This window comes from Pseudomonas sp. NPDC079367 (assembly GCF_044542195.1).
Lineage (GTDB): Bacteria > Pseudomonadota > Gammaproteobacteria > Pseudomonadales > Pseudomonadaceae > Aquipseudomonas.
Genome location: NZ_JBITTW010000001.1, coordinates 566,500 through 588,048, shown reverse-complemented (window position 1 = coordinate 588,048; position 21,549 = coordinate 566,500). Strand labels below are relative to the sequence as shown.

Annotated in this window: 19 protein-coding genes; 8 read left to right on the top strand and 11 right to left on the bottom strand. The window is 60.8% G+C overall.

Annotated elements, in window-relative coordinates; translation table 11 throughout:
* Nucleotides 1–65 precede the first annotated feature (65 nt).
* Nucleotides 66–2,270, top strand: coding sequence for an OsmC domain/YcaO domain-containing protein (locus ACIGDJ_RS02445; protein WP_101162325.1), 2,205 nt, complete (start codon nucleotides 66–68; stop codon nucleotides 2,268–2,270).
* A 120-nt stretch (nucleotides 2,271–2,390) separates the two neighbouring features.
* Here ACIGDJ_RS02445 and ACIGDJ_RS02440 read toward each other — a convergent pair whose 3' ends face one another.
* The 3 genes from ACIGDJ_RS02440 to ACIGDJ_RS02430 all read right to left on the bottom strand — a co-directional run bounded on the left by ACIGDJ_RS02440 (nucleotide 2,391) and on the right by ACIGDJ_RS02430 (nucleotide 4,405).
* Nucleotides 2,391–2,885 carry a PaaI family thioesterase gene (locus ACIGDJ_RS02440; RefSeq protein ID WP_397478252.1) on the bottom strand — a complete coding sequence of 165 codons (495 nt, stop codon included), beginning with the start codon at nucleotides 2,883–2,885 and terminating at the stop codon, nucleotides 2,391–2,393.
* 8 nt (nucleotides 2,886–2,893) lie between these two features.
* A complete protein-coding gene (locus ACIGDJ_RS02435) occupies nucleotides 2,894–4,051 on the bottom strand; it encodes a GGDEF domain-containing protein (RefSeq protein WP_397478251.1) in 1,158 nt (385 codons plus the stop codon).
* 105 nt (nucleotides 4,052–4,156) lie between these two features.
* Nucleotides 4,157–4,405 (bottom strand): hypothetical protein, encoded by a 249-nt coding sequence (locus tag ACIGDJ_RS02430; RefSeq protein WP_101162320.1) that lies wholly within the window; start codon nucleotides 4,403–4,405, stop codon nucleotides 4,157–4,159.
* Nucleotides 4,406–4,572: 167 nt separating this feature from the next.
* Between ACIGDJ_RS02430 and ACIGDJ_RS02425 the strand changes: the two genes are divergently transcribed.
* Complete coding sequence (locus tag ACIGDJ_RS02425; protein WP_101162318.1) at nucleotides 4,573–5,214, top strand: ATPase; 642 nt, start codon at nucleotides 4,573–4,575, stop codon at nucleotides 5,212–5,214.
* A gap of 85 nt (nucleotides 5,215–5,299) precedes the next feature.
* Nucleotides 5,300–5,641, top strand: a complete 342-nt coding sequence (locus tag ACIGDJ_RS02420; RefSeq protein WP_101162316.1) for a hypothetical protein — start codon at nucleotides 5,300–5,302, stop codon at nucleotides 5,639–5,641.
* 571 nt (nucleotides 5,642–6,212) lie between these two features.
* Here ACIGDJ_RS02420 and ACIGDJ_RS02415 read toward each other — a convergent pair.
* The 4 genes from ACIGDJ_RS02415 to ACIGDJ_RS02400 form a co-directional block, all read right to left on the bottom strand.
* Entirely contained in the window at nucleotides 6,213–7,169 is a 957-nt protein-coding gene (locus ACIGDJ_RS02415) for a 2-hydroxyacid dehydrogenase (protein WP_397478250.1), read from the bottom strand.
* A gap of 31 nt (nucleotides 7,170–7,200) precedes the next feature.
* Nucleotides 7,201–7,959: an SDR family oxidoreductase gene (locus tag ACIGDJ_RS02410; protein ID WP_397478249.1), complete on the bottom strand. Its 759-nt coding sequence runs from the start codon at nucleotides 7,957–7,959 to the stop codon at nucleotides 7,201–7,203.
* A 34-nt stretch (nucleotides 7,960–7,993) separates the two neighbouring features.
* Nucleotides 7,994–8,686, bottom strand: a complete 693-nt coding sequence (locus ACIGDJ_RS02405) for a fumarylacetoacetate hydrolase family protein (protein ID WP_397478248.1) — start codon at nucleotides 8,684–8,686, stop codon at nucleotides 7,994–7,996.
* Nucleotides 8,687–8,785: 99 nt separating this feature from the next.
* Entirely contained in the window at nucleotides 8,786–10,135 is a 1,350-nt protein-coding gene (locus ACIGDJ_RS02400; protein WP_312998854.1) for an MFS transporter, read from the bottom strand.
* Between the two features lie 551 nt (nucleotides 10,136–10,686).
* Here ACIGDJ_RS02400 and ACIGDJ_RS02395 point away from each other — a divergent pair.
* Nucleotides 10,687–11,619, top strand: coding sequence for an AraC family transcriptional regulator (locus ACIGDJ_RS02395; RefSeq protein WP_397478247.1), 933 nt, complete (start codon nucleotides 10,687–10,689; stop codon nucleotides 11,617–11,619).
* 8 nt (nucleotides 11,620–11,627) lie between these two features.
* On the opposite strand, the gene ACIGDJ_RS02390 is transcribed toward ACIGDJ_RS02395, so the two are convergent.
* From ACIGDJ_RS02390 to ACIGDJ_RS02375, 4 genes are all read right to left on the bottom strand, one after another.
* Nucleotides 11,628–12,821: an ATP-binding protein gene (locus ACIGDJ_RS02390; RefSeq protein ID WP_397478246.1), complete on the bottom strand. Its 1,194-nt coding sequence runs from the start codon at nucleotides 12,819–12,821 to the stop codon at nucleotides 11,628–11,630.
* Between the two features lie 126 nt (nucleotides 12,822–12,947).
* Entirely contained in the window at nucleotides 12,948–15,116 is a 2,169-nt protein-coding gene (locus ACIGDJ_RS02385) for a TonB-dependent siderophore receptor (RefSeq protein WP_397478245.1), read from the bottom strand.
* A 286-nt stretch (nucleotides 15,117–15,402) separates the two neighbouring features.
* Nucleotides 15,403–16,242: a glutathione-dependent disulfide-bond oxidoreductase gene (gene yghU / locus ACIGDJ_RS02380; RefSeq protein ID WP_397478244.1), complete on the bottom strand. Its 840-nt coding sequence runs from the start codon at nucleotides 16,240–16,242 to the stop codon at nucleotides 15,403–15,405.
* 102 nt (nucleotides 16,243–16,344) lie between these two features.
* The gene (locus ACIGDJ_RS02375; RefSeq protein ID WP_397478243.1) at nucleotides 16,345–16,845 is read right to left on the bottom strand and encodes a cupin domain-containing protein; all 501 of its coding nucleotides are present in this window, start codon (nucleotides 16,843–16,845) and stop codon (nucleotides 16,345–16,347) included.
* A gap of 180 nt (nucleotides 16,846–17,025) precedes the next feature.
* Between ACIGDJ_RS02375 and ACIGDJ_RS02370 the strand changes: the two genes are divergently transcribed.
* From ACIGDJ_RS02370 to ACIGDJ_RS02355, 4 genes are all read left to right on the top strand, one after another.
* The gene (locus ACIGDJ_RS02370) at nucleotides 17,026–18,813 is read left to right on the top strand and encodes a thiamine pyrophosphate-requiring protein (RefSeq protein ID WP_397478242.1); all 1,788 of its coding nucleotides are present in this window, start codon (nucleotides 17,026–17,028) and stop codon (nucleotides 18,811–18,813) included.
* Nucleotides 18,814–18,823: 10 nt separating this feature from the next.
* Complete coding sequence (locus tag ACIGDJ_RS02365; RefSeq protein WP_178081240.1) at nucleotides 18,824–19,561, top strand: DUF72 domain-containing protein; 738 nt, start codon at nucleotides 18,824–18,826, stop codon at nucleotides 19,559–19,561.
* Nucleotides 19,562–19,635: 74 nt separating this feature from the next.
* Complete coding sequence (locus ACIGDJ_RS02360) at nucleotides 19,636–20,523, top strand: Dyp-type peroxidase (protein ID WP_312998875.1); 888 nt, start codon at nucleotides 19,636–19,638, stop codon at nucleotides 20,521–20,523.
* Between the two features lie 9 nt (nucleotides 20,524–20,532).
* Nucleotides 20,533–21,498 carry a Gfo/Idh/MocA family protein gene (locus tag ACIGDJ_RS02355; RefSeq protein WP_397478241.1) on the top strand — a complete coding sequence of 322 codons (966 nt, stop codon included), beginning with the start codon at nucleotides 20,533–20,535 and terminating at the stop codon, nucleotides 21,496–21,498.
* Nucleotides 21,499–21,549: the final 51 nt, after the last annotated feature.

Below are 21,549 nucleotides of genomic sequence, written 5' to 3'. Positions count from 1 at the left end.
GAGACTTCGCGCACAAAAACCGGATAATGGCCGCCATTCGTTTAGCCGTATTCTGGTAATCCCGCATGGAAATCAAGGTCAACTTTCTCGACAACCTTCGACTTGAAGCCAAGTTCGACGACTTCACGGTGATCGCCGATCAGCCCATCCGCTACAAGGGCGACGGCTCGGCACCGGGGCCGTTCGACTACTTCCTGGCGTCGTCGGCCTTGTGCGCGGCTTACTTCGTCAAGCTGTACTGCGACACCCGCAACATCCCGACAGAGAACATTCGCCTGTCGCAGAACAACATCGTCGACCCGGAAAACCGCTACAACCAGATCTTCAAGATCCAGGTCGAATTGCCCGCCGATATTTCCGACAAGGATCGCCAGGGCATCCTGCGCTCCATCGATCGCTGCACCGTCAAGAAAGTGGTCCAGACGGGCCCCGAGTTCATCATCGAAGAAGTCGACAACCTCGACGCCGATGCCCAGGCCTTGTTGATGCCGCAGTCCGATTCCCAGGCAGGCACCTACATCGCCGGCAAAGACCTGCCGCTGGAACAGACCATCGCCAACATGTCGAAGATCCTTGCCGACCTTGGCATGAAGATCGAGATCGCCTCGTGGCGCAACATCGTGCCGAACGTCTGGTCGCTGCATATCCGCGATGCGCATTCGCCGATGTGCTTCACCAACGGCAAGGGCGCGACCAAGGAAGGCGCGCTGGCTTCGGCGCTGGGCGAGTTCATCGAGCGCCTCAATTGCAATTTCTTCTATAACGACCAGTTCTGGGGCGAAGAAATCGCCAACGCCGAATTCGTGCATTACCCGGATGAGCAGTGGTTCAAGCCGGGGCCGAAGGATGAATTGCCAGGCGAGATTCTCGACGACTACACCCTCGGCATTTACAACCGCGACGGCGAGCTGCGCGGCTCGCACCTGTACGACACCAATTCCGGCAACACCCAGCGCGGCATCTGCTCATTGCCGTTCGTGCGCCAATCGGACGGTCAAGTGGTGTACTTCCCCTCCAACCTGATCGAAAACCTCTACCTGAGCAACGGCATGAGCGCCGGCAACACGCTGGCCGAAGCGCAGGTGCAGTGTCTTTCGGAAATCTTCGAGCGCGCGGTCAAACGCGAAATTCTCGAAGGCGAAATGGCCCTGCCGGACGTCCCCCAGCAGGTGCTGGAGAAATACCCGAGCATCCTCGCCGGCATCAAGGGCCTGGAAGAACAGGGCTTCCCGGTGCTGGTCAAGGATGCCTCGCTGGGCGGTGAATTCCCGGTGATGTGCGTGACCCTGATGAACCCGCGCACCGGTGGCGTTTTCGCCTCGTTTGGCGCGCATCCGAGCCTGGAAGTCGCGCTGGAACGCAGCCTGACCGAACTGCTGCAGGGCCGCAGCTTTGAAGGCCTCAACGACTTGCCGCAGCCTACGTTCTCCGGGCAGGCGGTGACCGAGCCGAACAACTTCGTCGAGCACTTCATCGATTCCAGCGGCGTGGTGTCATGGCGCTTCTTCAGCGCCAAACCAGACTTCGAATTCGTCGAGTGGGACTTCTCCGGCGAAGGTGAAAACTCCAACGGCGAAGAAGCCGCGACCCTGTTCGGCATCCTCGAAGACATGGGCAAGGAAGTCTACATGGCGGTCTACGAGCACATCGGTGCCAAGGCGTGCCGCATCCTCGTGCCGGACTACTCGGAGATCTACCCGATCGAAGACCTGATCTGGGACAACACCAACAAAGCCCTGCAATTTCGCGCCGACATCCTCAACCTGCACAACCTCAGCAAGGTCGGCCTGCGCAACCTGGTTCAGGGCCTGGAACGCAGCGAACAGGATGACTACACCGACATCACCACGCTGATCGGCATTGAGTTCGACGACAACACGCCGTGGGGCAAGCTGACGATCCTGGAACTGCGCTTGCTGATCTATCTCGCGTTGCAGAAGTTTGACGAGGCCAAGGATCTGGTTGAGGCGTTCCTGCAGTACAACGACAACACCGTTGAGCGCGGCTTGTTTTATCAGGCTGTGAATGTGGTGCTGGAGATGCAGCTGGATGACGACCTGGAGCTGGAGGATTACGAAGCCAACTTCCGCCGGATGTTTGGCGACGAGCGCATGGACGCGGCGATCGGTTCGGTGAATGGCAGTGTGCGGTTTTACGGCTTGACGCCGACGAGCATGAAGCTGGAAGGGCTGGATCGGCATTTGCGCTTGATCGAGAGCTATAAAAAGCTGCATGCGGCGCGGGCGAATGCGACAACCTTGTCGCGTTGAGAGCAGGCGATCCAAATGTAGGAGCTGCCGAAGGCTGCGATCTTTTGACTTTGATTTTTTTTGACCAAAGCAAGATCAAAAGATCGCAGCCTTCGGCAGCTCCTACAGATCGAGCCAAGCTCAGCGGCAATGCGCTGCATCCGCCAACTGCCCCGTATCCACCCGCACGAAGACCGAATCGCCCACTGCCGTCAGCACCTCCCCCGCATACACCTCGCAAATCACCCGGGTCTTGCGCCCGACTTCACCTTCAACCCGCGCGCGCAATAGCAGCGGTACGCCCATCGGTGTCGGTTTGATGAACTTGATCCCGAGGTTGCCGGTGACGCAGTCGATGCGTGGCAGGCTGCCGGCTTCGCGGTTTTGCGCGCGATAGTGCCAGGCCATGGCGGTCCAGTTGGAGTGACAGTCGACCAGCATGGCGATCAGCCCGCCGTAAACCAGATCCGGCCAGCCGCAATAATGGGCTTCGGGCAAGTGTTCGGCGACCACATGGCTGCCGTCTTCGTCCCAGCGGCTTTTGACGTGCAGGCCGTGCGGGTTGCGCCCGCCGCAGCCGTAACAAACGCCTTCGGGGGCGGCGAGATCTTGCAGCGGGGTGTCGTGGCTGGTCATGGTTGAGTTCATCCTGGAGTGGCGAGGCCGGACAGGCGCACGCGGTTGCGTCCGCCGCGTTTGGACTCGTAGAGCGCGGCATCGCCAAGTTCGATCAGCGCATCCAGACTGGCTAGTGGTTTGTCGAACAGGGTGGCGCCGATGCTCAAGGTCACCGCAGCGGACGTGGGATAGCTGTGCGACGCCAAGGCCAGAAACTGTTCGCGCAAGGCATTGCCCAGTTCAAGGATAGCCTCGGCCGACGCGTTGTTGAGCAGCATCAAAAACTCATCGCCGCCCAAGCGCGCAGTCAGCGCATTGGCCGGCAGCTGGGCGCGGATCATCTCGCTCAAGGCAATCAGCAAGCGGTCGCCGGCGATGTGCCCGTACTGATCGTTGACCAGTTTGAAGTTGTCGATATCGATCAACAGCAGCGCACCCGGTCTTTGCGCGGATACACCGGCCAACAGGCGTGGCGTGCGTTTTTCCAGGGCGCGGCGGTTGTAAAGGGCGGTGAGCGGATCGCGCTCGGCGAGGCGGGCGATCTGCTTTTCCCGGCGATATCGCTCGGTGCCGGTCATCGACAGAGCAATCAACATGATCGCCATCGCGCCTTCGACCAGTGAGATCTGAATGATCTCGCCGCGAAACGCCGCCAGATCGATCAGCGTACCGGGGATCACTACGGTCAAAGCCTTGGCCACATAAAAGAGGCCGTGGCCGAGCAGCACATAGCGCAGTTGCACCGCGCCGACGCTCAATGACTTGCCGTGCGGACGCAGCAGCGAACTGGCCTTCAGCGTGGGAATGGCTACCAGCAGCGAGTTGGCCACCAGCATGGCTTTCGACCACAACGGCCCCTCCGGCAAGAGCAACATGATCAGCCACGTCGCGAAAATCAGGTACCACGCCGGCGACAGTCGGGTCTGGGTGAAGCGCGCCACACCCAGCAGGAAAAAGAAATGCGCGGTCACCAACAGGCCGTTGGCGAACCAGATGCCCAGCAGCATAAAACCGCTGCTGCGCAGCAAGGCGAGGGTAGAACCGAGGGTGATGGTGGCGAAACCGGCGCTCCAGAACAGGAGCGAAGGCTCACGGATGCTGCGCCATTCGACCGCCAGGTACAGCGCGGCAGCGGCTGCGAGGGCGATTGTGATGGTCAGCATCGTTGGCGGGTCGAGCGGCATTTCCGGGCAGGCCTGTCTGTATGGCAATAGGCCTGCGATTGTAAGCGTTTGGTCAGGTTTTTCGCAGGGGGCGCGTTGTCCGGCAGACCACTGGCGTTGCAGCTGTCACTCTTGCACGGTCAGCCAAGTGTCTACAACGCGGCGATCGAGCTCCTCCCAATAGGCCATGCCCAGCACTCGCGTGGTGTTAAGCCCGCGCAGGTAACCGCGCAATTGCTGGCCAGTGTCGCGAACCAATTGCGCATCGCGAATGTTTTTGTCCAGCAGGACGGTTTCGTACTGGATCAGGTATTCCGCCACGCGCTCGCGATATTCGGGCAGCACGGCATCACGGATCAGATCAAACGTTCTCAAGGCGAGACCCTCATCATATTTTCCAGGCAGGTCGAGTGTGCATCAGTCAGCTCGTCAAGCAACTATTGCTAGAAGTAATAGTGACCATCAAGAAACGCAAGTTCTGCTTTGTCGGCGTTGGGCGGAAAATCGCCTCCATCGAAGACGCAGCTCAAGGAAATTGCGCGATGAAAACTCTGACTCGACTGGCAATGATCGCCCTGCTGATGGGCGGGGTGATGGTTGCACCGGCTTACGCGGACGACGCCCGGTCGTGTCACCTGCAACCTATCGCCGCCAGCGCCTCAGCCCTGCAGCACACACAGACTGTAGGTGTGTTGTTGAGCGAAAACACTTTGCAGAACCTGCAATACCTGGAGCGCTACCACGACATGGCGCTGAACGGCGCAAAAGACGCACTGGATTCGCGAATCCGCGACGCCTTTATCGGCAGCTCCGACCCGCAACTGGCGCTGGACTGGCTGGTGAGTTCACTGCAGCAGCAGTTCGTCTCGGTCATCGTTTACGACAACCTGGATGACCTGCTTCAGGCTCACCCGGACGTGGTAGTCAAGCTCGACACCTTCAATCGCTTGCTGACCCAGCGCAATAGTCTGGTCGAGGCGCGCTTTTCGGCACGGTTCTACGACGCCGATCTGCAGTACATCGGCAAGGCCGAGGGGGCGATCGAGCGAGAGTTGCCTTCGGTCTGGGTGCATAACCAGGCGGCGCCGCATATTGCCGCGCAGATCAATCAGCAGCGTGACCTGCAGCTCAATGCGCTGAAGCAATTCGATGTGTCGCTCAAGGCCCTGGTGGCGTCGAGCTGACTCTTAAAACGTAAATGGCAACGGCGGCGCCGTGAAGTCGAACCGTTGCCGGTTGAACCGAACCTTTATTTTCAGGATTACCCCGATGCGTCCTTTATTCGTGCCTGCCATGGCTTTTGTTTCCCTGTTGCTTGCCGGTTGCGCTTCGGCGCCGAACGATCCGACCCTGACTTTGCAGACCAGCAAGACACCAGCGCAGTTCGCCGAATGCGTAGTGCCGAAGCTGCAGGGCAGTGCGTTGAATCCGACGGTTTCGCAGAGTCAGCGCAGTTATCGGATTGTGGTGCCGAGCAAGGTCGCGGCGGATAACGTGCTGGAGGCGTACAAGGCGGGGAAGGGCGGCAAGGTGTTCATTTATGAGCGGCATTTGCTGGCGTCGAATTTGTTGCCGTCGAGTTTTGAGCGGGCCGCTCAGGAGTGCATTTGATCTGAGCGCCCGGATGGTTTCTTGACAGAGCTCCTTTGGTTGGCCGCAACCAACCAATTTTTTCGCCCCACACTGGTTTCGGTTGTGGGGCTTTTTTTTGGTCTTGGCGGCCTGGGCCGACCATGCTTTGGGGGTTTTGGGTGAATAGCCGTTTTTTTGGGTGTTGCGGCTGGCGGTTTCGCCCTTACGGCGAGTCCCTTTTGGCAAACGCCGGAATGCCGGCCCAGCCCAAAGGAACCAAAAGGTCTTCGCCCTGACGTTCGGCCCGCTCGCTGGAGCTCGGGGTTCCTTCGCTCCGGGATCGATCCGGGCGCAGCGGCTACGGTTTGCTTCGCTGCACCTCCTTCCGCTGTGTTCGACTTCGTCGAACGGTCGCTGCGCTCCCACCCCCGGATCAATCCCTCCACTCAGCCTGCCGACGGGCTCCAGGATCAAAAGCTTTACTCGAGCTAACGCTCATCGTGTTGGGTGGCGGGACGGCCTGCTTGGTTTGCTTTTGCTTTTCTGTGGGAGCGAGCCTGCTCGCGAAGGCGGTATGTGCCGCGATCACGAACAGCGTTCCAGAACCGGTTCACCCCGTCACACACCCAACTGGCACTTTCCCCGCAAACGTATCAACCAGACTCGCCACCACCATTTCCCCCATCCGCGTGCGGGTCTGCAAGGTGGCGCTGGCCCGATGCGGTTGCAGCACCACTTGTTCATTAGCAAACAACGCTTCAGGCACAGTCGGTTCATCGACAAACACATCCAGCCCAGCCCCGGCAATCGCTCCCGCTGAAAGCGCGGCCACCAGATCCGTCTCATTCACCAGTTTGCCCCGGGCGACATTGATCAGATAACCGTCCTTGCCCAACGCTTGCAGCACTTGCGCGTCGATGATCGCTTCGCCCTTGTCCGCCGCCGCAGCGAGGATCAGGGCGTCGCTGTCGCGGGCCAGTTGTTTGAGGTCGGCGACGAAGGTGTGCGGGACGTCGTTCATCGGTTGCAGGTCGGTGTAGCTGATCGGGCAGCCGAAGGCGGCGGCGCGGGTGGCGATGGCGCGGCCGACGCGGCCCATGCCGACGATGCCGATGCGCATGCCGGACACTTGCCGCGCCAGCGGCAGGGGCGCGAGAGGGGCTGGGCTTTGCGGCCATTGGCCGGAGCGTACGTAGCGGTCGCTGGTGCACAGGCCGCGACACACCGAGATGAGCAGGCCGATGGCGAGATCGGCGACGTCTTCGGTGAGTGCGCCAATGGTGGCGGTGACGCGGATGCCGCGGTCGCGGGCGTAGGCGAGGTCAACGGCGTCGGTACCAACGCCGTTGACCGCGACCACTTCCAGGTTCGGCAGTTGCGCCATCAGCGCCTGGCTGATGCCGGTGTGGCCGCCGGTGATCACGCCGCGAATGGTGGCGCCGTGTTCCTTTATATAGGCGGGTTTGTCCGTCTGCTGGAAGTAGCGGCGCACGGTAAACAGTTCTTCCAGGCGCGCGTTGATTTCCGGGATCAGGATCGGGCTCAGTTGCAGGATTTCTGGCTTCATGGCTACCTCGTTACGCAATAAAAAGGCCGGCTCAACCGCGGCCGGCAAACGGCATGGCACTGGCCATGACGGTCATGTTCAAAACGTTGGCCGACAGCGGCAGCCCGGCGATATAGCGCACCGCGTCGGCGACGTGTTTGACGTCGACCATTGGCTCGACGGCGATGCTGCCGTTGGCCTGGCGTACGCCTTTGGTCATGCGCACCGACATTTCCGTCAGGGCATTGCCGATGTCGATCTGGCTGCAGGCGATGTTGAATTCGCGGCCGTCCAGCGCCAGCGATTTGGTCAGGCCGAGCACGGCGTGTTTGCTCGCGGTGTAGGCGCTGCTGAACGGGCGCGGGGTGTGTGCGGAAATCGAACCGTTGTTGATGATCCGTCCGCCCTGCGGCTGTTGTTTGCGCATCAGCCCGAACGCGCCGCGGGCGCAGAGGAAGACGCCGTTGAGGTTGGTATCGATCACGTTGCGCCACTGCTCGAAGGTCAGTTCATCCAGCGGCACGGCGGGGGCGTTGACGCCGGCGTTGTTGAAAACCACGTCGAGGCGCCCGTAGACCTCGGCAATGGTCGCGAACAGCACATCGACACTGGCCGGATCACGCACGTCGGTGGGCACGGCCAAGGCTTGATGACCCTGGCTCTGCGCCAGTTCGACCAGCGCTTGCAAGGGCTCGGGCCGGCGTCCGGCGAGCACGAGGATGAAACCGTCCGCCATCAGGCCCAGCGCCACGGCGCGGCCGATGCCACTGCCGGCGCCGGTGACCAGCGCAACTTTCAAAGAGGTCGTCATAGTGTTGTTCTCCTTTTTTCTCAATCCGCTGGAATCAGGGCCGTGGGCCGACGCGCATTTCCAGGTGGCCGATGCCGTCTATGCCGGCGCTGATCACGTCGCCCGGTTGCAGGCCATCCACACCGGCGGGGCTGCCGGTCATGATCAGGTCGCCAGCGCGCAGGGCCACCGATTGCGAAATGCGCGCGATCACTTCACTGACCGACCAGATCTGGCTGTCGAGGTTGTCGCGCTGACGTTCTTCGCCGTTGACGTTCAGCCACAATTCGCCCTCGGGATGGCCGCTGCGGCTCACCGGGACGACGGCAGTCATCGGCGCGGCACCGTCGAACACCTTGGCGCCTTCCCACGGCAAGCCGTTGCTCTTGGCTGCGCGTTGCACATCGCGGCGGGTCAGGTCGAGGCCGGCGGCGTAGCCCCACACGTAGGCCAGAGCCTGATCTTCAGGGATATTCGCGCCGCCTTCACCGATGGCGACGACCAGTTCGATTTCGTGGACGAAGTCCTCGCACACTGAGGGGAAGGCGACGTCGCCGACGGCATCGACCACGCAGCTTGCCGGTTTCATGAAAAACACTGGCGGCTGGCGCGACTGGCCTTGAGAGTCCGGCCATGGGTAGTTGCGGCCGACACAGAACACCCGGCCAACGGGGAAGCGCTGCTCGGTGCCGAGCACCGGCAAGGTCACGGGCAGATCCGGGGTAAAGACGTATTCGGTCATGTTCATCCTGCGGGTCATCCTGTTTGAAAGGGCAGCGTACGGCGGCTGGCATCGGCGAAGTTGGACGAAAGCCGCCTGCGTTTGGACAAATCCGGGTTATTGCGCTCAGCGCGCCTTCAGCTCAATGCGGTACAGGCGCCCGAGCAGCAACGAGTAGGAGAGGGTGCCGATCAGCGCCACGCCGCCAATGAACCAGAACGCATAGGCGAAGGTGCCGGTGGCGTGAACGATGGCGCCGATCACGATCGGCGTGACGATGCCGCCAATGTTCGCGGCCAGGCTGGTGATCCCGCCGGTGAGGCCGATCAGCTCTTTCGGCGCCACTTCCGACACCGCCGCCCACGAGGAGGATGCGATGCCTTGGGCGAAGAAGGCGATGGTCAGCACGGCGATGCAGATCAGGTTGGAATCAGTGAAATTCACCAGCACGATCGACATGCCCAGCATCGAACCGACCACCAGTGGCAACTTGCGCGCAAACGACATCGAGTAGCCGCGACGGATCAGCAGGTCGGAAACGATGCCGGCCAGCAGAATCCCCACCGTGGCACCGACGAAGGGCAGCACGGCGAAGATCCCGGCCTTGATCATGGTCAGTTTGCGTTCTTCGATCAGGTAGGTCGGGAACCAGGTGAGGAAGAAGTACAGCGCCGAGGTGCTGGCGAACTTGCCGATGCAGATTGCCCAGATCTGCCGATAGCTGAACAACTCGGCAATCTGCCGCCAGTTGAAACGGGTGCGCTCCTGACTGCTCTTGACCAGACCACCGCCTGTTTCGATGTACTTCAATTCTTCCTGGCTGACTTTTTTGCAGTTCAGCGGATCGCGATACAGGTACAGCCACAACACACCAAAGACGATGCCAAGCGCGCCGGTGCTATAGAACACGTGGCGCCAATCAAAGGTGGTCGCCAGCCACAACAGCGCGCCGGTGAACAGCGCCGTGCCGAGGTACTGGCCGCACACATAAATACTGCTGGCCATTCCGCGTTCCCGCGCCGGGAACCACACCGTCACGGCACGACTGTTGGCCGGGAAGGCCGGGGCTTCCATGGCGCCGACCGCCAGGCGCAGGCCGAACAGCGAGGCAAATCCCGTCGCGAACCCCTGGCAAACGGTGACGGTCGACCAGCTGATCAGCGATACGCCGTAGGTAAAGCGCGAGCCAAACCGATCGGCAATAAATCCGGCGGGCACCAGCGCCAGCGCATAAGTCCAGGCGAATGCAGAGAAGATCAGGCCCATCTCGATCTTGTCCAGGCCAAGATCCTTGGCCATGAATGGCGCGGCGATCGAGATGTTCACCCGGTCGATGTAATTGATGATCGTCGCGATCAGCAGCAACGACAGCATGAACCAGCGCCGCCGCGTTGGCAGGCGCTGCGCCGTAACCGCATCGCGTGCGCCGGCTATCACCGGCGGGACAGTGGCACTTGAGGAATGGGAGTTGGACATGCGGAGACCTCGTTATTGTTAGAAGAGTCGAGATTTTTCGAGCAGCCGATGCCGTTGCCCGCAACGTGTGGAGCAAGGCAATCGAACGGGTTGCAGCGCGGGTTTCAGACGTTCAGGAACGACTTTCTGCGATTGGCTCGAAGGGAAGGTCGGGCGGGGCGGCGAGGGGAAATAGCAGGATCATGACGTGCGCACCTTTGATTGTTTTTGAAAGAGGTTGGGCTGCGTTGGTCATTACAGTGGTCGTACAACGGTTCTAAATCAACCGATGGGTTAGAACGTTTTTTCTTCAAAAAAGCGGGTTGGGCGAACCTGTCCAAAAAAATAAATACGATTTGTCTTGATAATCAACATCTGAATTAGTCAGTAAGCATCTGAATATGAACGGATTGGTGGTTTTTCAGAGCGATTCTGTTTTTGGACAGGCGAATCGCGAGCGCTCTTTCAAAAAATAAGCCTGGCGCCACCGTCATCGTATGACTCATTGCTGCTTAGCGCTCGACCCTGCAAGATGACAAGCGCCACCTCACTGCCCGGAGGACTTCCCGCCCATGTCTTCACCCAGCCGTATTCCGACCTACGTCATGCAGCAACGCAGCGAATTGACCGATTTCTACATTCGCGACAAGAAGGGCCGGCGCGCCGAAACCGCTCCTCACCGGCACGAGTATTTCCAGATCCAGATCAACCTCGGTGGTGACACGGTGCAGCACATCGGCGGGGTGCAGCGGCCGTTCCCGCACAACACTCTGGCGTTCATTCTGCCGCACCGGGTGCATGTGATTCCGCATCCCGAGGACAGCAGCTTCATCGTCATCAATTTTTCCCAGACGTTCCTCTTGCCGCACCTGCAATGCGACCCGATGGACCTGGAAGAGGTGTCGATCCTGCTCGCGCCGGAGCTGTCGCCGTTCCGCTTTCAGGAACACCTGGATTTCATTCTGGGCGATGAGGATTTCGCTCAGGTCTGTGGTTTGATCGAGCAGATGCGCAGTCTTGATGAGAACCGTCAGTTCGGTACGCGCGAAATGCTCAAGGGCTTGTTGCTGCAAATGATTGGCAGCGTGTGTTTTCTTTACGCCGAGCCGCTCAAGCGCCTGGCAGAAGAGAATGCGGCCGAGAACAGCCGTCGCGACGCCTTGAGCCGAATGTTCGAGTATTTGCGGAAGAACATCGCCGATCCTGATCTCAATCTGATCAAGGTTGCAGCTGCGACTTATCTGTCACCGACTTACCTGACGCACTGGCTGCGCAAGGAAATCGGCAAGACCTTCACCGAGCTGGTGCTGGAGCGGCGCATGCACGCGGCGCGCAATTTCCTCCTCAACAGTACGCGCTCGGTGGGCGAAGTGGCGCGGCTGTGCGGGTTTGCCGATGAAGCGTATTTCTCCCGGCGTTTTCGCCAGATTCATGGCCAGCCACCGGGTCAGTTTCGCCGTCGCCAGCTCAACCCCGACACGCCGCAGACGCCACTGAACACTTAGAGCGGCGCTCAGACCCACTTGAAGCGGGCAGGGAAGCGCGCGACAAAGCAGGTGCCTGCTTCGCTGTCGGAAGTCACGCTCAAGGTGCCGTTGTGCGCATTGGCAATCTGCCCGGCGATGTACAAGCCCAGTCCCAGCCCTTCGTTGCGTTGACCCGCTTCGGAACGCGAGAACGGTTCGAACAGCAGCGGCATCAGCGCGGGCGGGATCGGCGTGCCCTGGTTGGTCAGCGAAATAACGATCTCGTCGCCCTCGGCACAGGCCTTGAGCACGATCGGTTCGGCGGTGGAACCGTGGGTCACGGCGTTGCCCAGCAGATTCGACAACAACTGGCTGATGCGCAGCGGGTCGCAATAGACCCCGGCCGGCACCTCAAGCGAATCAATAAACTTCGCCTGCGGGTACGCCACCTGGATTTCTTCAAGGGTCTGGCGCAGCGTTTGCTGCAAATCGTCGACCAGTTTGCGCTGCACCGGAATGCCACTGCCAAGACGACCCCGGGCGAAGTCGAGGATGTTTTCGATCAGCACGCCCATGCGCACCGAGCTGGTGCGGATCGCCGATAGCAGCGTGCGCGAGCGCTTGTCCTCGGCTTTGCTTTGCAGCAGGTCGGCGCTCATGCGAATGGCGCTGAGTGGCGTGCGCAAGTCGTGGCCCAGTACGGCGATGAATTGCTCGCGCAGGCGACCCATTTCATTGGCGTCGGCCAACGCGGTTTTGGTTGCGTGCAAATGGCCCTGGGTATCCAGACTCATCGCAATCAACTGGGCGAAAAGGGTGAGGGTCTTTTCGATGGCTGAGTCATCGAGATTGGCCGGCACCGAATCGATGGCGCACAGCGTGCCGAAGAATTCGCCGTTGGCCTTGATGATGGGAATCGAGATGTAGCTTTCCAGCCCGTAGGTTTTCGGCGTGTGGTGCGAGGAGAACACCGGATGCTGGCTCGCGTGGCCGAAGATCACTGGTTGATGATGCTGGCGGATTTCATGACAAATCGTCGACTCAAGCACCAGTTCTCCGCCGGGCAACAGCCCGAAGTCGATCGAGTCATCCACGGCGCAGGCGATCCACTTGCTCTCGGTGACCCGCGCGACGGCGGCGAAGCGCATGCCGGTCATGTGCTTGACCATGCTCAGAATCACCGGCACAGCGTCAATGCTGCCGATGGCTTGGAGGTCGGAGGAAAAATCTGTCTGGGGCATGGCCGGCGCTTCGCGAAAGTGTCGACAAAGACTATCGGTAATTGCCGGTCGTGCCTAATGAACATGCAAAAAAAGGCGCCGGGAAAACTCCCGGCGCCCTGTGTGTCAAGCGCTGATCGTTATCGATCAGAACTTGTACTTGGCCGTCATCATGTAGCTGCGCGGCGTGCCGTAGTTGTCGGTCGAGCCCCACGTCACATCGCTTCCGATGGAGGAGTAGTACGTGCGATCGAAAATGTTGTTGGCGTTGACCTGCAGGTCGAGGTGCTTGTTGACCTCATAACCGGCCATCAGGTCGGTAACCGCGTAGCCGCCCTGTTCGAGCCGGTAGCTGCCGCCGTTGGCCAGGGCGATGTCGTTGTACATCCGGCTCTGCCAGTAGACGTTGCCGCCCACGCGCAGTTTTTCCAGCGGGCCTTTGAAGCGGTATACGGTGGAAACCTTGAACAGATGCTCCGGCATGTCGGTGTCGAACTTCTGATTATTGTTGGCCGGGTTTTCGTCCTTGATGTAGTGGGCGCGGGTGTAGGTGTAGCCGGCGCCGACTTGCCATTGCTCGGTCAGCGCACCTTGCAGTTCCATGTCCACGCCTTGGGCGCGGACCTTGCCGGAGGTTTCGTAGCAGGTCAGTTCCGGGCAGCCAAGCTGGGTCGCTGCCTGGGTGGCGCGGTTGGTCTGGTCCATCTGGAACACCGCGAGGCTGCCATTCAGCGCACCGTTGAAATACTCGCCCTTGATGCCGACTTCATAGTTTTCACCGACGATCGGCTCGAGCACTTTGCCGCCGAGGTCTTTCTGGGTCTGCGGGGTAAAGATGTCGGTGTAGCTGGCGTAGACCGAGTGATGGTCATCGAGTTTGTAGATAAGGCCAGCGTAACGGGTCAGGTTGCGTGTGACTTTGAAGTCACCGTCGGCACTGCGATCGTCGTAGTCATACCAGTCCAGACGACCGCCGAGGATCAGCGTCAGCGGGTCGGCGAGGCTCAAGCGGGTGGTCAGGTAAACCGCGTCCTGAGTGGTGACGTTGCGCGACTTGCCACTGCGCACGAAGTCAGGCTTGGGCGCGGCGATCGGCAGGCCGGTGTCGTAGGGCGAGTATTCCTTGGTGGTGGCGTCGTGCACGCGATTGCTCGCGCCGACCACCAATTCGTGGGTGCGGCCGAAGGCTTCGAACGGGCCGCTGGCGAAACCGTCAAAGGCGCGTTGCTTGTCGGTGTGATGCGACTGGTAGGCGGTGGTTTCCAGCGGGCCGTCGTAACGTGACAGGTACGTGCCGGAGAATTCACCCTCGAGTGTCGACGTCGAGCCACCGAGGTGCAGTTTCCAGTCGTTGTCGAAACGGTGTTCGACTTCACCGAACACGGTGTCGACCTGCAGCTTGCGGTTTTCCCAATCGGTGCCCGGGTAAGTGGAGCGGGGCAGGTCGAGGTGGTGGCCGTTTTCGCCGATCGGCAGGCCGCCCCAGAAATAGTTGGTCTGATCGTTCTGCCGGGAGAAGCCGAGGGTCGCGGTGGTGCTGTCGCTCAGGTCGGCTTCACCGATGGCGTAGAACAAGCCGTGATCGTTTTCTTCCTTGTCGCGGAAGCTGTCGGCGCCTTGATACGAAGTCACCACGCGGCCACGCAGCGTGCCGCTGTCATTGAGCGGGCTCGAGGCGTCGACTTCACCACGGTAGTCATCCCAACTGCCGGCGGCGCCGGTGAGCGTCACGCGCTGGTCGGCGGTCGGGCGCTTGCGCACCATGTTGATCGCCGCCGACGGGTTGCCGGCACCGGTGACCAGACCGGTCGCACCCCGCACGATTTCCACCCGGTCGAACATCGCCAGGTTCGGTTGCACGGCCAGAGTGAACGGCGAATACGAGCTGGGCAGGCCGTCGTACATGATGTTGTCGATGTCGAAACCGCGCGCCTTGTAAGTCTGTCGGCCCGGACCGCTGGCCTCGCTGAGGAACAGCCCCGGCGTGCCACGCACCACGTCGTTGACGCTGGTCATGTTCTGGTCGTCCATGCGCTGACGGGTGATAACCGTCACCGCCTGCGGCGTTTCGCGCATGGTCAGCGACAGCTTGGTGGCGGTCTGCATCGGCCCGGTGGTGTAGGACTGTGTGTCTTCGGTGGTGCTGCTCATCTGCGTGGCGCCGATTTCGGTCGCCTGCAGTTCAAGCGGGCCGTTCGCGGGTGCAGTGGAGGCAGCTTCCTCGGCCAGCACAGGTGCGATGCTCGCCATGCCGATGGCGATCGCGAGCAGGTTAGGTGAAAGATTTGAACGGCGGTGGAGGGTGTGAAACGACATCTATCTGCTTCCCCAAAATTACCCAAACGAAACTGATGCGAGTGCATGTAAGAATTATTCGCATTAGTATGTAGGAAGTTTCTTGGGGAATAAACCCGTACGGGTCAGTGAGTTAATGATTTTTTCACAATTGAATCGATGCTCTAGTGGAAACGAATGTGGGAGCGGGCTTGCTCGCGAAAGCGTCGTGTCAGCCGACACATTTGTTGAATGACACGACGCTTTCGCGAGCAAGCCCGCTCCCACAGTTTTTGCCTGGTGGTCGGTCAGACAGACCGCGTCTGGTTCAATTCAGATCTTCTGCCCCATGCCGCTCCGGCACCTGGCTGTCTTCATCGCCCCAGGTGCGATTCACTCGCTGCCCACGCATGACCGCCGGCCGCTTGGCGATTTCTTCCGCCCAGCGCTGTACATGGGTGTACTCGTGCGCCGCGAGAAATTCCGCCGCCGAGTAAACGTTGTTGCGCACCAGTTGCCCGTACCAGGGCCATACGGCGATGTCGGCGATGGTGTAATCGTCGCCGGCCAGATAGGCGTTGTCGGCGAGACGGCGGTTGAGTACATCCAGCTGCCGTTTGGCTTCCATGGTGAAGCGGTTGATCGGGTATTCGAGCTTCTCCGGCGCATAAGCATAGAAATGCCCGAAGCCACCACCCAGATACGGCGCCGAGCCCATTTGCCAGAACAGCCAGTTGAGGGTTTCGGTGCGAGCGGCCGGATCCTTGGGCAGCAAGGCGCCGAACTTTTCCGCCAGGTACAGCAGGATCGAGCCGGACTCGAAAACCCGGATCGGTGGCTCGACGCTGCGATCCAGCAGCGCCGGAATCTTCGAATTGGGATTGACCTCGACAAAGCCGCTGGAGAACTGATCGCCCTCGCCAATGCGGATCAGCCAGGCGTCATACTCAGCCTCGCTGTGCCCAAGCGCGAGCAACTCTTCGAGCATGATGGTGACCTTGACACCGTTGGGCGTGGCCAGCGAATACAGCTGCAACGGGTGCTTGCCGACCGGCAGTTCCTTGTCGTGGGTCGGCCCGGCGACCGGGCGGTTGATGCTAGCGAAGTGGCCACCAGAAGGGGCTTCGTGTTTCCAGACCTTGGGCGGAACGTAAGACGCGTTGCTCATGAAACGGACCTCGTCGATGCTGGGAGAGAACAGGTAGACACCGTAGGGAAAATTTCCGGCGGGTGCCAGCCCCCAACCCGAATCCCTTGTAGGAGTGAGCCATCAAATCCAATACTGCCCAACCGCACCCCCGACTCCCTGCACCGGATCTGTCTCAGGAAACGCCAGCCCCGCAATCCGCGCCAACTGCGCATCACTCGGCGCGGCCCGGCAAATATCCGCCTGCTGCCCCGGCGGATAAGCACCCACCACCAGAAAATTCTCACTTGATCCCAGATTGCAGTGCCCGGTCCCGGCCGGCAGCAACAGCACATCCCCGGCACTGACGTCCACCTCCTGCCCATCAGGCCCGCCCAGCATCAACCGCGCCTGACCCGCCGCCACGCCAAGCACTTCGTGGCCTTCGGTGTGGTAGTGGTGATAGTCATAAATGCCGTAGCGCCATTGCGCTGGCCAGCCATTGGCACCGAACGTCTGCTCGAAGCGCGCCGCCGGATCGTCGCCCTCAATGGCCACCGCGCTGCGGTAGATCAGCACCGGCAGACGCGGATTGTTCGGCACCCAGTCATTGCGTTTCAGCAGCAGGGTTTGTACTTCGGTCATGGCCCATCCTCCTTCGATCATTTCTCAATCGACCACAGAGCAGGGAGCTCGCCTCAAAAAAACATTTGCGCGCAAACACGGCGCCTGAGCCCGTGCCCGCGCAATCCAGCGAAACTTCATCGCGCAGAGCACTGTCCAGACCCTTACATGTCCATGCAGCGGTAAATGGCGAGGGTCAAGATGACGATGACAGTAGGGGATTTTCTGGTTGAACGGCTCAGCGAGTGGGGCGTGACGCGGATTTTTGGCTATCCGGGGGATGGCATCAATGGCGTGTTCGGCGCCATGAGCCGAGCCAAAGGCAAGATCGAATTCGTCCAGGCGCGACACGAGGAAATGGCTGCGTTCATGGCCTCGGCCCACGCCAAGTTTACCGGCGAGCTGGGCGTGTGCATCGCTACCTCCGGCCCCGGTGCTTCGCACCTGATCACCGGCCTCTACGATGCGCGTATGGACCACATGCCAGTGCTGGCCATCGTCGGCCAGCAAGCTCGCACGGCGCTGGGCAGTCACTACCAGCAAGAGCTGGATCTGGTGTCGATGTTCAAGGATGTCGCCGGTGCGTTTGTGCAGCAGGCTTCGGCGCCTTCGCAAGTGCGCCATCTGCTTGATCGCGCTGTGCGCACCGCCGTCGGCGAGCGCCGCGTCACTGCGCTGATTCTGCCCAATGACTTGCAGGATCTGCCTTACGAACAACCGGCGCGCGCCCATGGCACTGCGCATTCCGGCGTCGGATACAGCAAGCCGAAAGTCGTTCCGTATGCGGCCGATCTGCAACGCGCCGCCGAGGTACTGAACAGTGGCGAGAAAGTCGCGATTCTGGTCGGTGCCGGCGCGCTGGAGGCGACCGATCTGGTCATCGCGGTAGCGGAAAAACTCGGCGCTGGTGTTGCTAAAGCCCTGTTGGGCAAAGCAGCGTTGCCCGACGATTTGCAGTGGGTCACCGGCAGCATCGGCCTGCTCGGCACCGAGCCCAGCTACAAGCTGATGAGCGAGTGCGACACCTTGCTGATGATCGGCTCGGGCTTCCCGTATTCCGAGTTTCTGCCCAAGGAAGGCCAGGCGCGCGGCGTGCAGATCGACTTGCAGCCGGACATGCTCAGCCTGCGTTATCCGATGGAGGTCAATCTGGTCGGTGATTCAGCGGAAACCCTCGCCGCGTTGCTGCCGCTGCTGGATCAGAAGACCTCAAGCAAATGGCGCAAGAAGATCGAAGGCTGGCGCAGCAGCTGGGAGAAAACCCTGGAAAAACGCGCCATGGCCAAAGCCGATCCGGTCAACCCGCAACGGGTGGTCTACGAGTTGTCACCGCGCTTGCCCGAGCAGGCAATCATCACCAGCGACTCCGGCTCGTGCGCCAACTGGTATGCCCGAGATCTGAAAATCCGTCGCGGCATGAAATGCTCTTTGTCCGGTGGTCTGGCTTCAATGGGCGCGGCGGTGCCGTATGCGATCGCAGCAAAATTCGCTTTTCCCGAGCGACCGGTCATTGCCCTGGTCGGCGACGGCGCGATGCAGATGAACAACATGGCCGAGCTGATCACCGTCGCCAAATACTGGCGGCAATGGCAGAGCCCGAAATGGATCTGCGCGGTGTTCAACAACGAAGATCTCAATCAAGTCACCTGGGAACAGCGGGTGATGGAGGGCGATCCCAAGTTCGAAGCGTCGCAGAGCATTCCCGACGTGCCGTACCACCTGTTTGCGATTTCCATTGGTCTCAAGGGCATTTTCGTGGATCGCGAAGAAGACGTGGCGTCTGCATGGGAGCAGGCGCTCGCCTCGGAAGTGCCGGTGCTGATCGAGTTCAAGACCGACCCGAACGTGCCGCCGCTGCCGCCGCATATCAAGCTTGAGCAAGCGAAGAAATTTGCCACGACGTTGCTCAAAGGCGATCCGGACGAAGCCGGGGTGATCGTGCAGACCGCCAAGCAGGTGCTGGGCGCCGTGTTGCCGGGCAAGAAATGACGGTGTGCGCTTGAACGAACCAGCGATATTCATCGGTTGCGCCGGCTGGAGTCTCGGGCGCGAGCACTGGCCGGCATTCCCTGCCGAAGGCACGCATCTGCAACGCTACGCCGCGCGCTTCAACTGTGTGGAAATCAACAGCTCGTTCTATCGTCCGCATCGACGCCAGACTTATGAGCGCTGGGCCGACTCGGTGGCGCCGGACTTTCGCTTCGCAGTCAAAGTGCCGAAGCTCATTACCCACGAGCAGCGGCTGGCGGACAGCGCGGCCGCGCTCGATGAGTTTCTCGGGCAGTGCCAGGGCTTGGGTGATCGGCTCGGCTGCCTGCTGGTGCAACTGCCACCGAAACTGGCGTTCGATGCGCCGGTGGCCGAGGCGTTTTTTCGTGCCCTGCGCGAGCGCTTCCAGGGCCGCGTGGTGCTGGAACCGCGACACGAATCGTGGACTGGCGCTGAGGCCATGCTGGTGGATCTGCAGATTGCCCAAGCGGTGGTCGATCCATCGAGGATCAGCACCGATACCGCGCCGGGCGGCTGGCAAGGCCTGCACTATTGGCGCCTGCATGGCTCGCCACGGATTTATCACAGCGCCTATGAAGCGGCTTGGCTGCAACAGCTTGCTCAGAACCTGCGGCGCGCGAATGCCGAAGGCAAGGGTATCTGGTGCATCTTCGATAACACCGCCAGCGGTGCCGCCACGGCCGATGCGCTGGCTTTGAAGGCGTTGATCGAAGACCGTTCACCCTGAACGGCAACGCTCGCGCCACCCACACAAACCCTCCGGCTACAGGTAAACTCCGCGCACTTTTTCAAGGAGTTCACATGAGTTACTACCAGCCGGGCATTCTCGCCACCCCTGTTCCAGCGCAAGCACGTCATCTGTTTTTCGCCCTGGCGTCGGTTGAAGCCTTGCCGCAAGCGATCGACAACCTGCTGATGCTGGTAGATGGCAAGTCGGCGGTGGTGGGTTTTGGTGAGTCGTTGACCAAGGCGTTGAATGTCGAAATCGCTGGCCTGCGCAGCTTCCCGGCGCTGACCGGCGTTGGCGTGAATAACCCGTCGACCCAGCATGCCCTGTGGATCTGGCTGCACGGGATTGACCGTGGTGAGCTGCTCAACCGTTGCAGTGCCTTCGAGGCGGCGCTGGCCCCGGCCTTGCGTCTGGTAGAGATGCAGGAAGCTTTCCGCCACATGGACGGCCACGATCTCACCGGTTACGAGGACGGCACGGAAAACCCGCACGATGACGCCGCTGTCGCCGCCGCGCTGCTGAGCACCGGCGCTGACGGGCTGGTCGGCGGCAGCTTCGCCGCGATCCAGCAATGGCAGCATGACCTCAAGGGCTTTCATCGCCTGTCTGCCGGCGCCAAGGACGACATCATGGGGCGTCGCTTGAGCGATAACGAAGAAATCGATGACGCGCCGATCTCCGCCCACGTCAAACGCACCGCACAGGAAAGCTTTGCGCCCGAAGCGTTTGTCGTGCGCCGTTCGATGCCTTGGATCGAAGGCGATCGGGCCGGATTGATGTTCCTTGCTTTCGGTTTCTCGCTGGATGCCTTCGAAGCACAACTGCGGCGCATGAGCGGTCTGGAGGACGGCATTGCCGATGGCTTGTACCAGATCAGCCGACCGATCACCGGCGGCTACTACTGGTGCCCGCCACTCAAGGACGGACGCCTTGATCTGCGCGCGCTGCGCATCGGCTGAGGACTGGAGATGAACGTGGTGCGCTGGGGCATGATCGGTTGCGGCAGTGTCGCGGAACGCAAGAGCGGGCCGGCCTTCTACAAAGCGCCCGGTTCGGCGCTGGTCGCGGTGATGGGCCGACGCTTCGAAGCGGTGACCGACTACGCCGCGCGCCACGGCATCAGTCGCGTCTACACCGATGTCGATGCGCTGATCAACGATCCGCAAGTTGACGCGGTGTATATCGCCACACCGCCTGACAGCCACCACGCCTACAGCCTGAAAGTCGCTGCCGCCGGCAAGCATTGCTGCGTGGAAAAACCCATGGCGCTTAATGCCGGGCAGAGCCGTGAGATGCAGCAAGCGTTTGCCGCTGCCGGTCTGCATTTGTTCGTCTCGTATTATCGCCGCTCGCTGCCGCGCTTTGCGCAGGTGCGGCGATGGCTGGAGGAGGGGCGCATCGGTGATGTCCGCCATCTGAGCTGGACGCTGACGAAAGCGCCGTCGCCGGCTGATCTAGAGGGTCGGGATAATTGGCGCACCGATCCGGCGGTGGCGGGCGGCGGTTACTTTGCCGACCTGGCCAGCCATGGCCTGGACCTGTTTCAGTATCTGCTCGGCGACATCGTTGAAGTCGCCGGCTTCACCGCGCATCAGGCGGGTTTGTACACGGCGGAAGATGCGGTCAGCGCCAGTTGGCGATTCGCCTCCGGGGCGCTGGGCATGGGCTGCTGGAATTTTGTTGCGGACCGGCGTGAGGACCGCGTCGAGATTATCGGCAGCCAGGGACGTATCGGTTTTTCGGTGTTTGATGAGCATCCGGTGCAACTGTTTGCGGACGAGCAGATCAGCCTGGAGATTGCCCACCATGAGCATATTCAGTGGCATCACGTGCTGGGGATGAATGCGCATATTAGGGGTGATTCACCGCATCCCGCCGTGGCCGAGGAAGCCGTCAAGACCGATTGGGTCATGGACCGGGTTCTCAAACGTTAAGATCAAAAGATCGCAGCCTTCGGCAGCTCCTACAGGGAAATCGCATTTCAA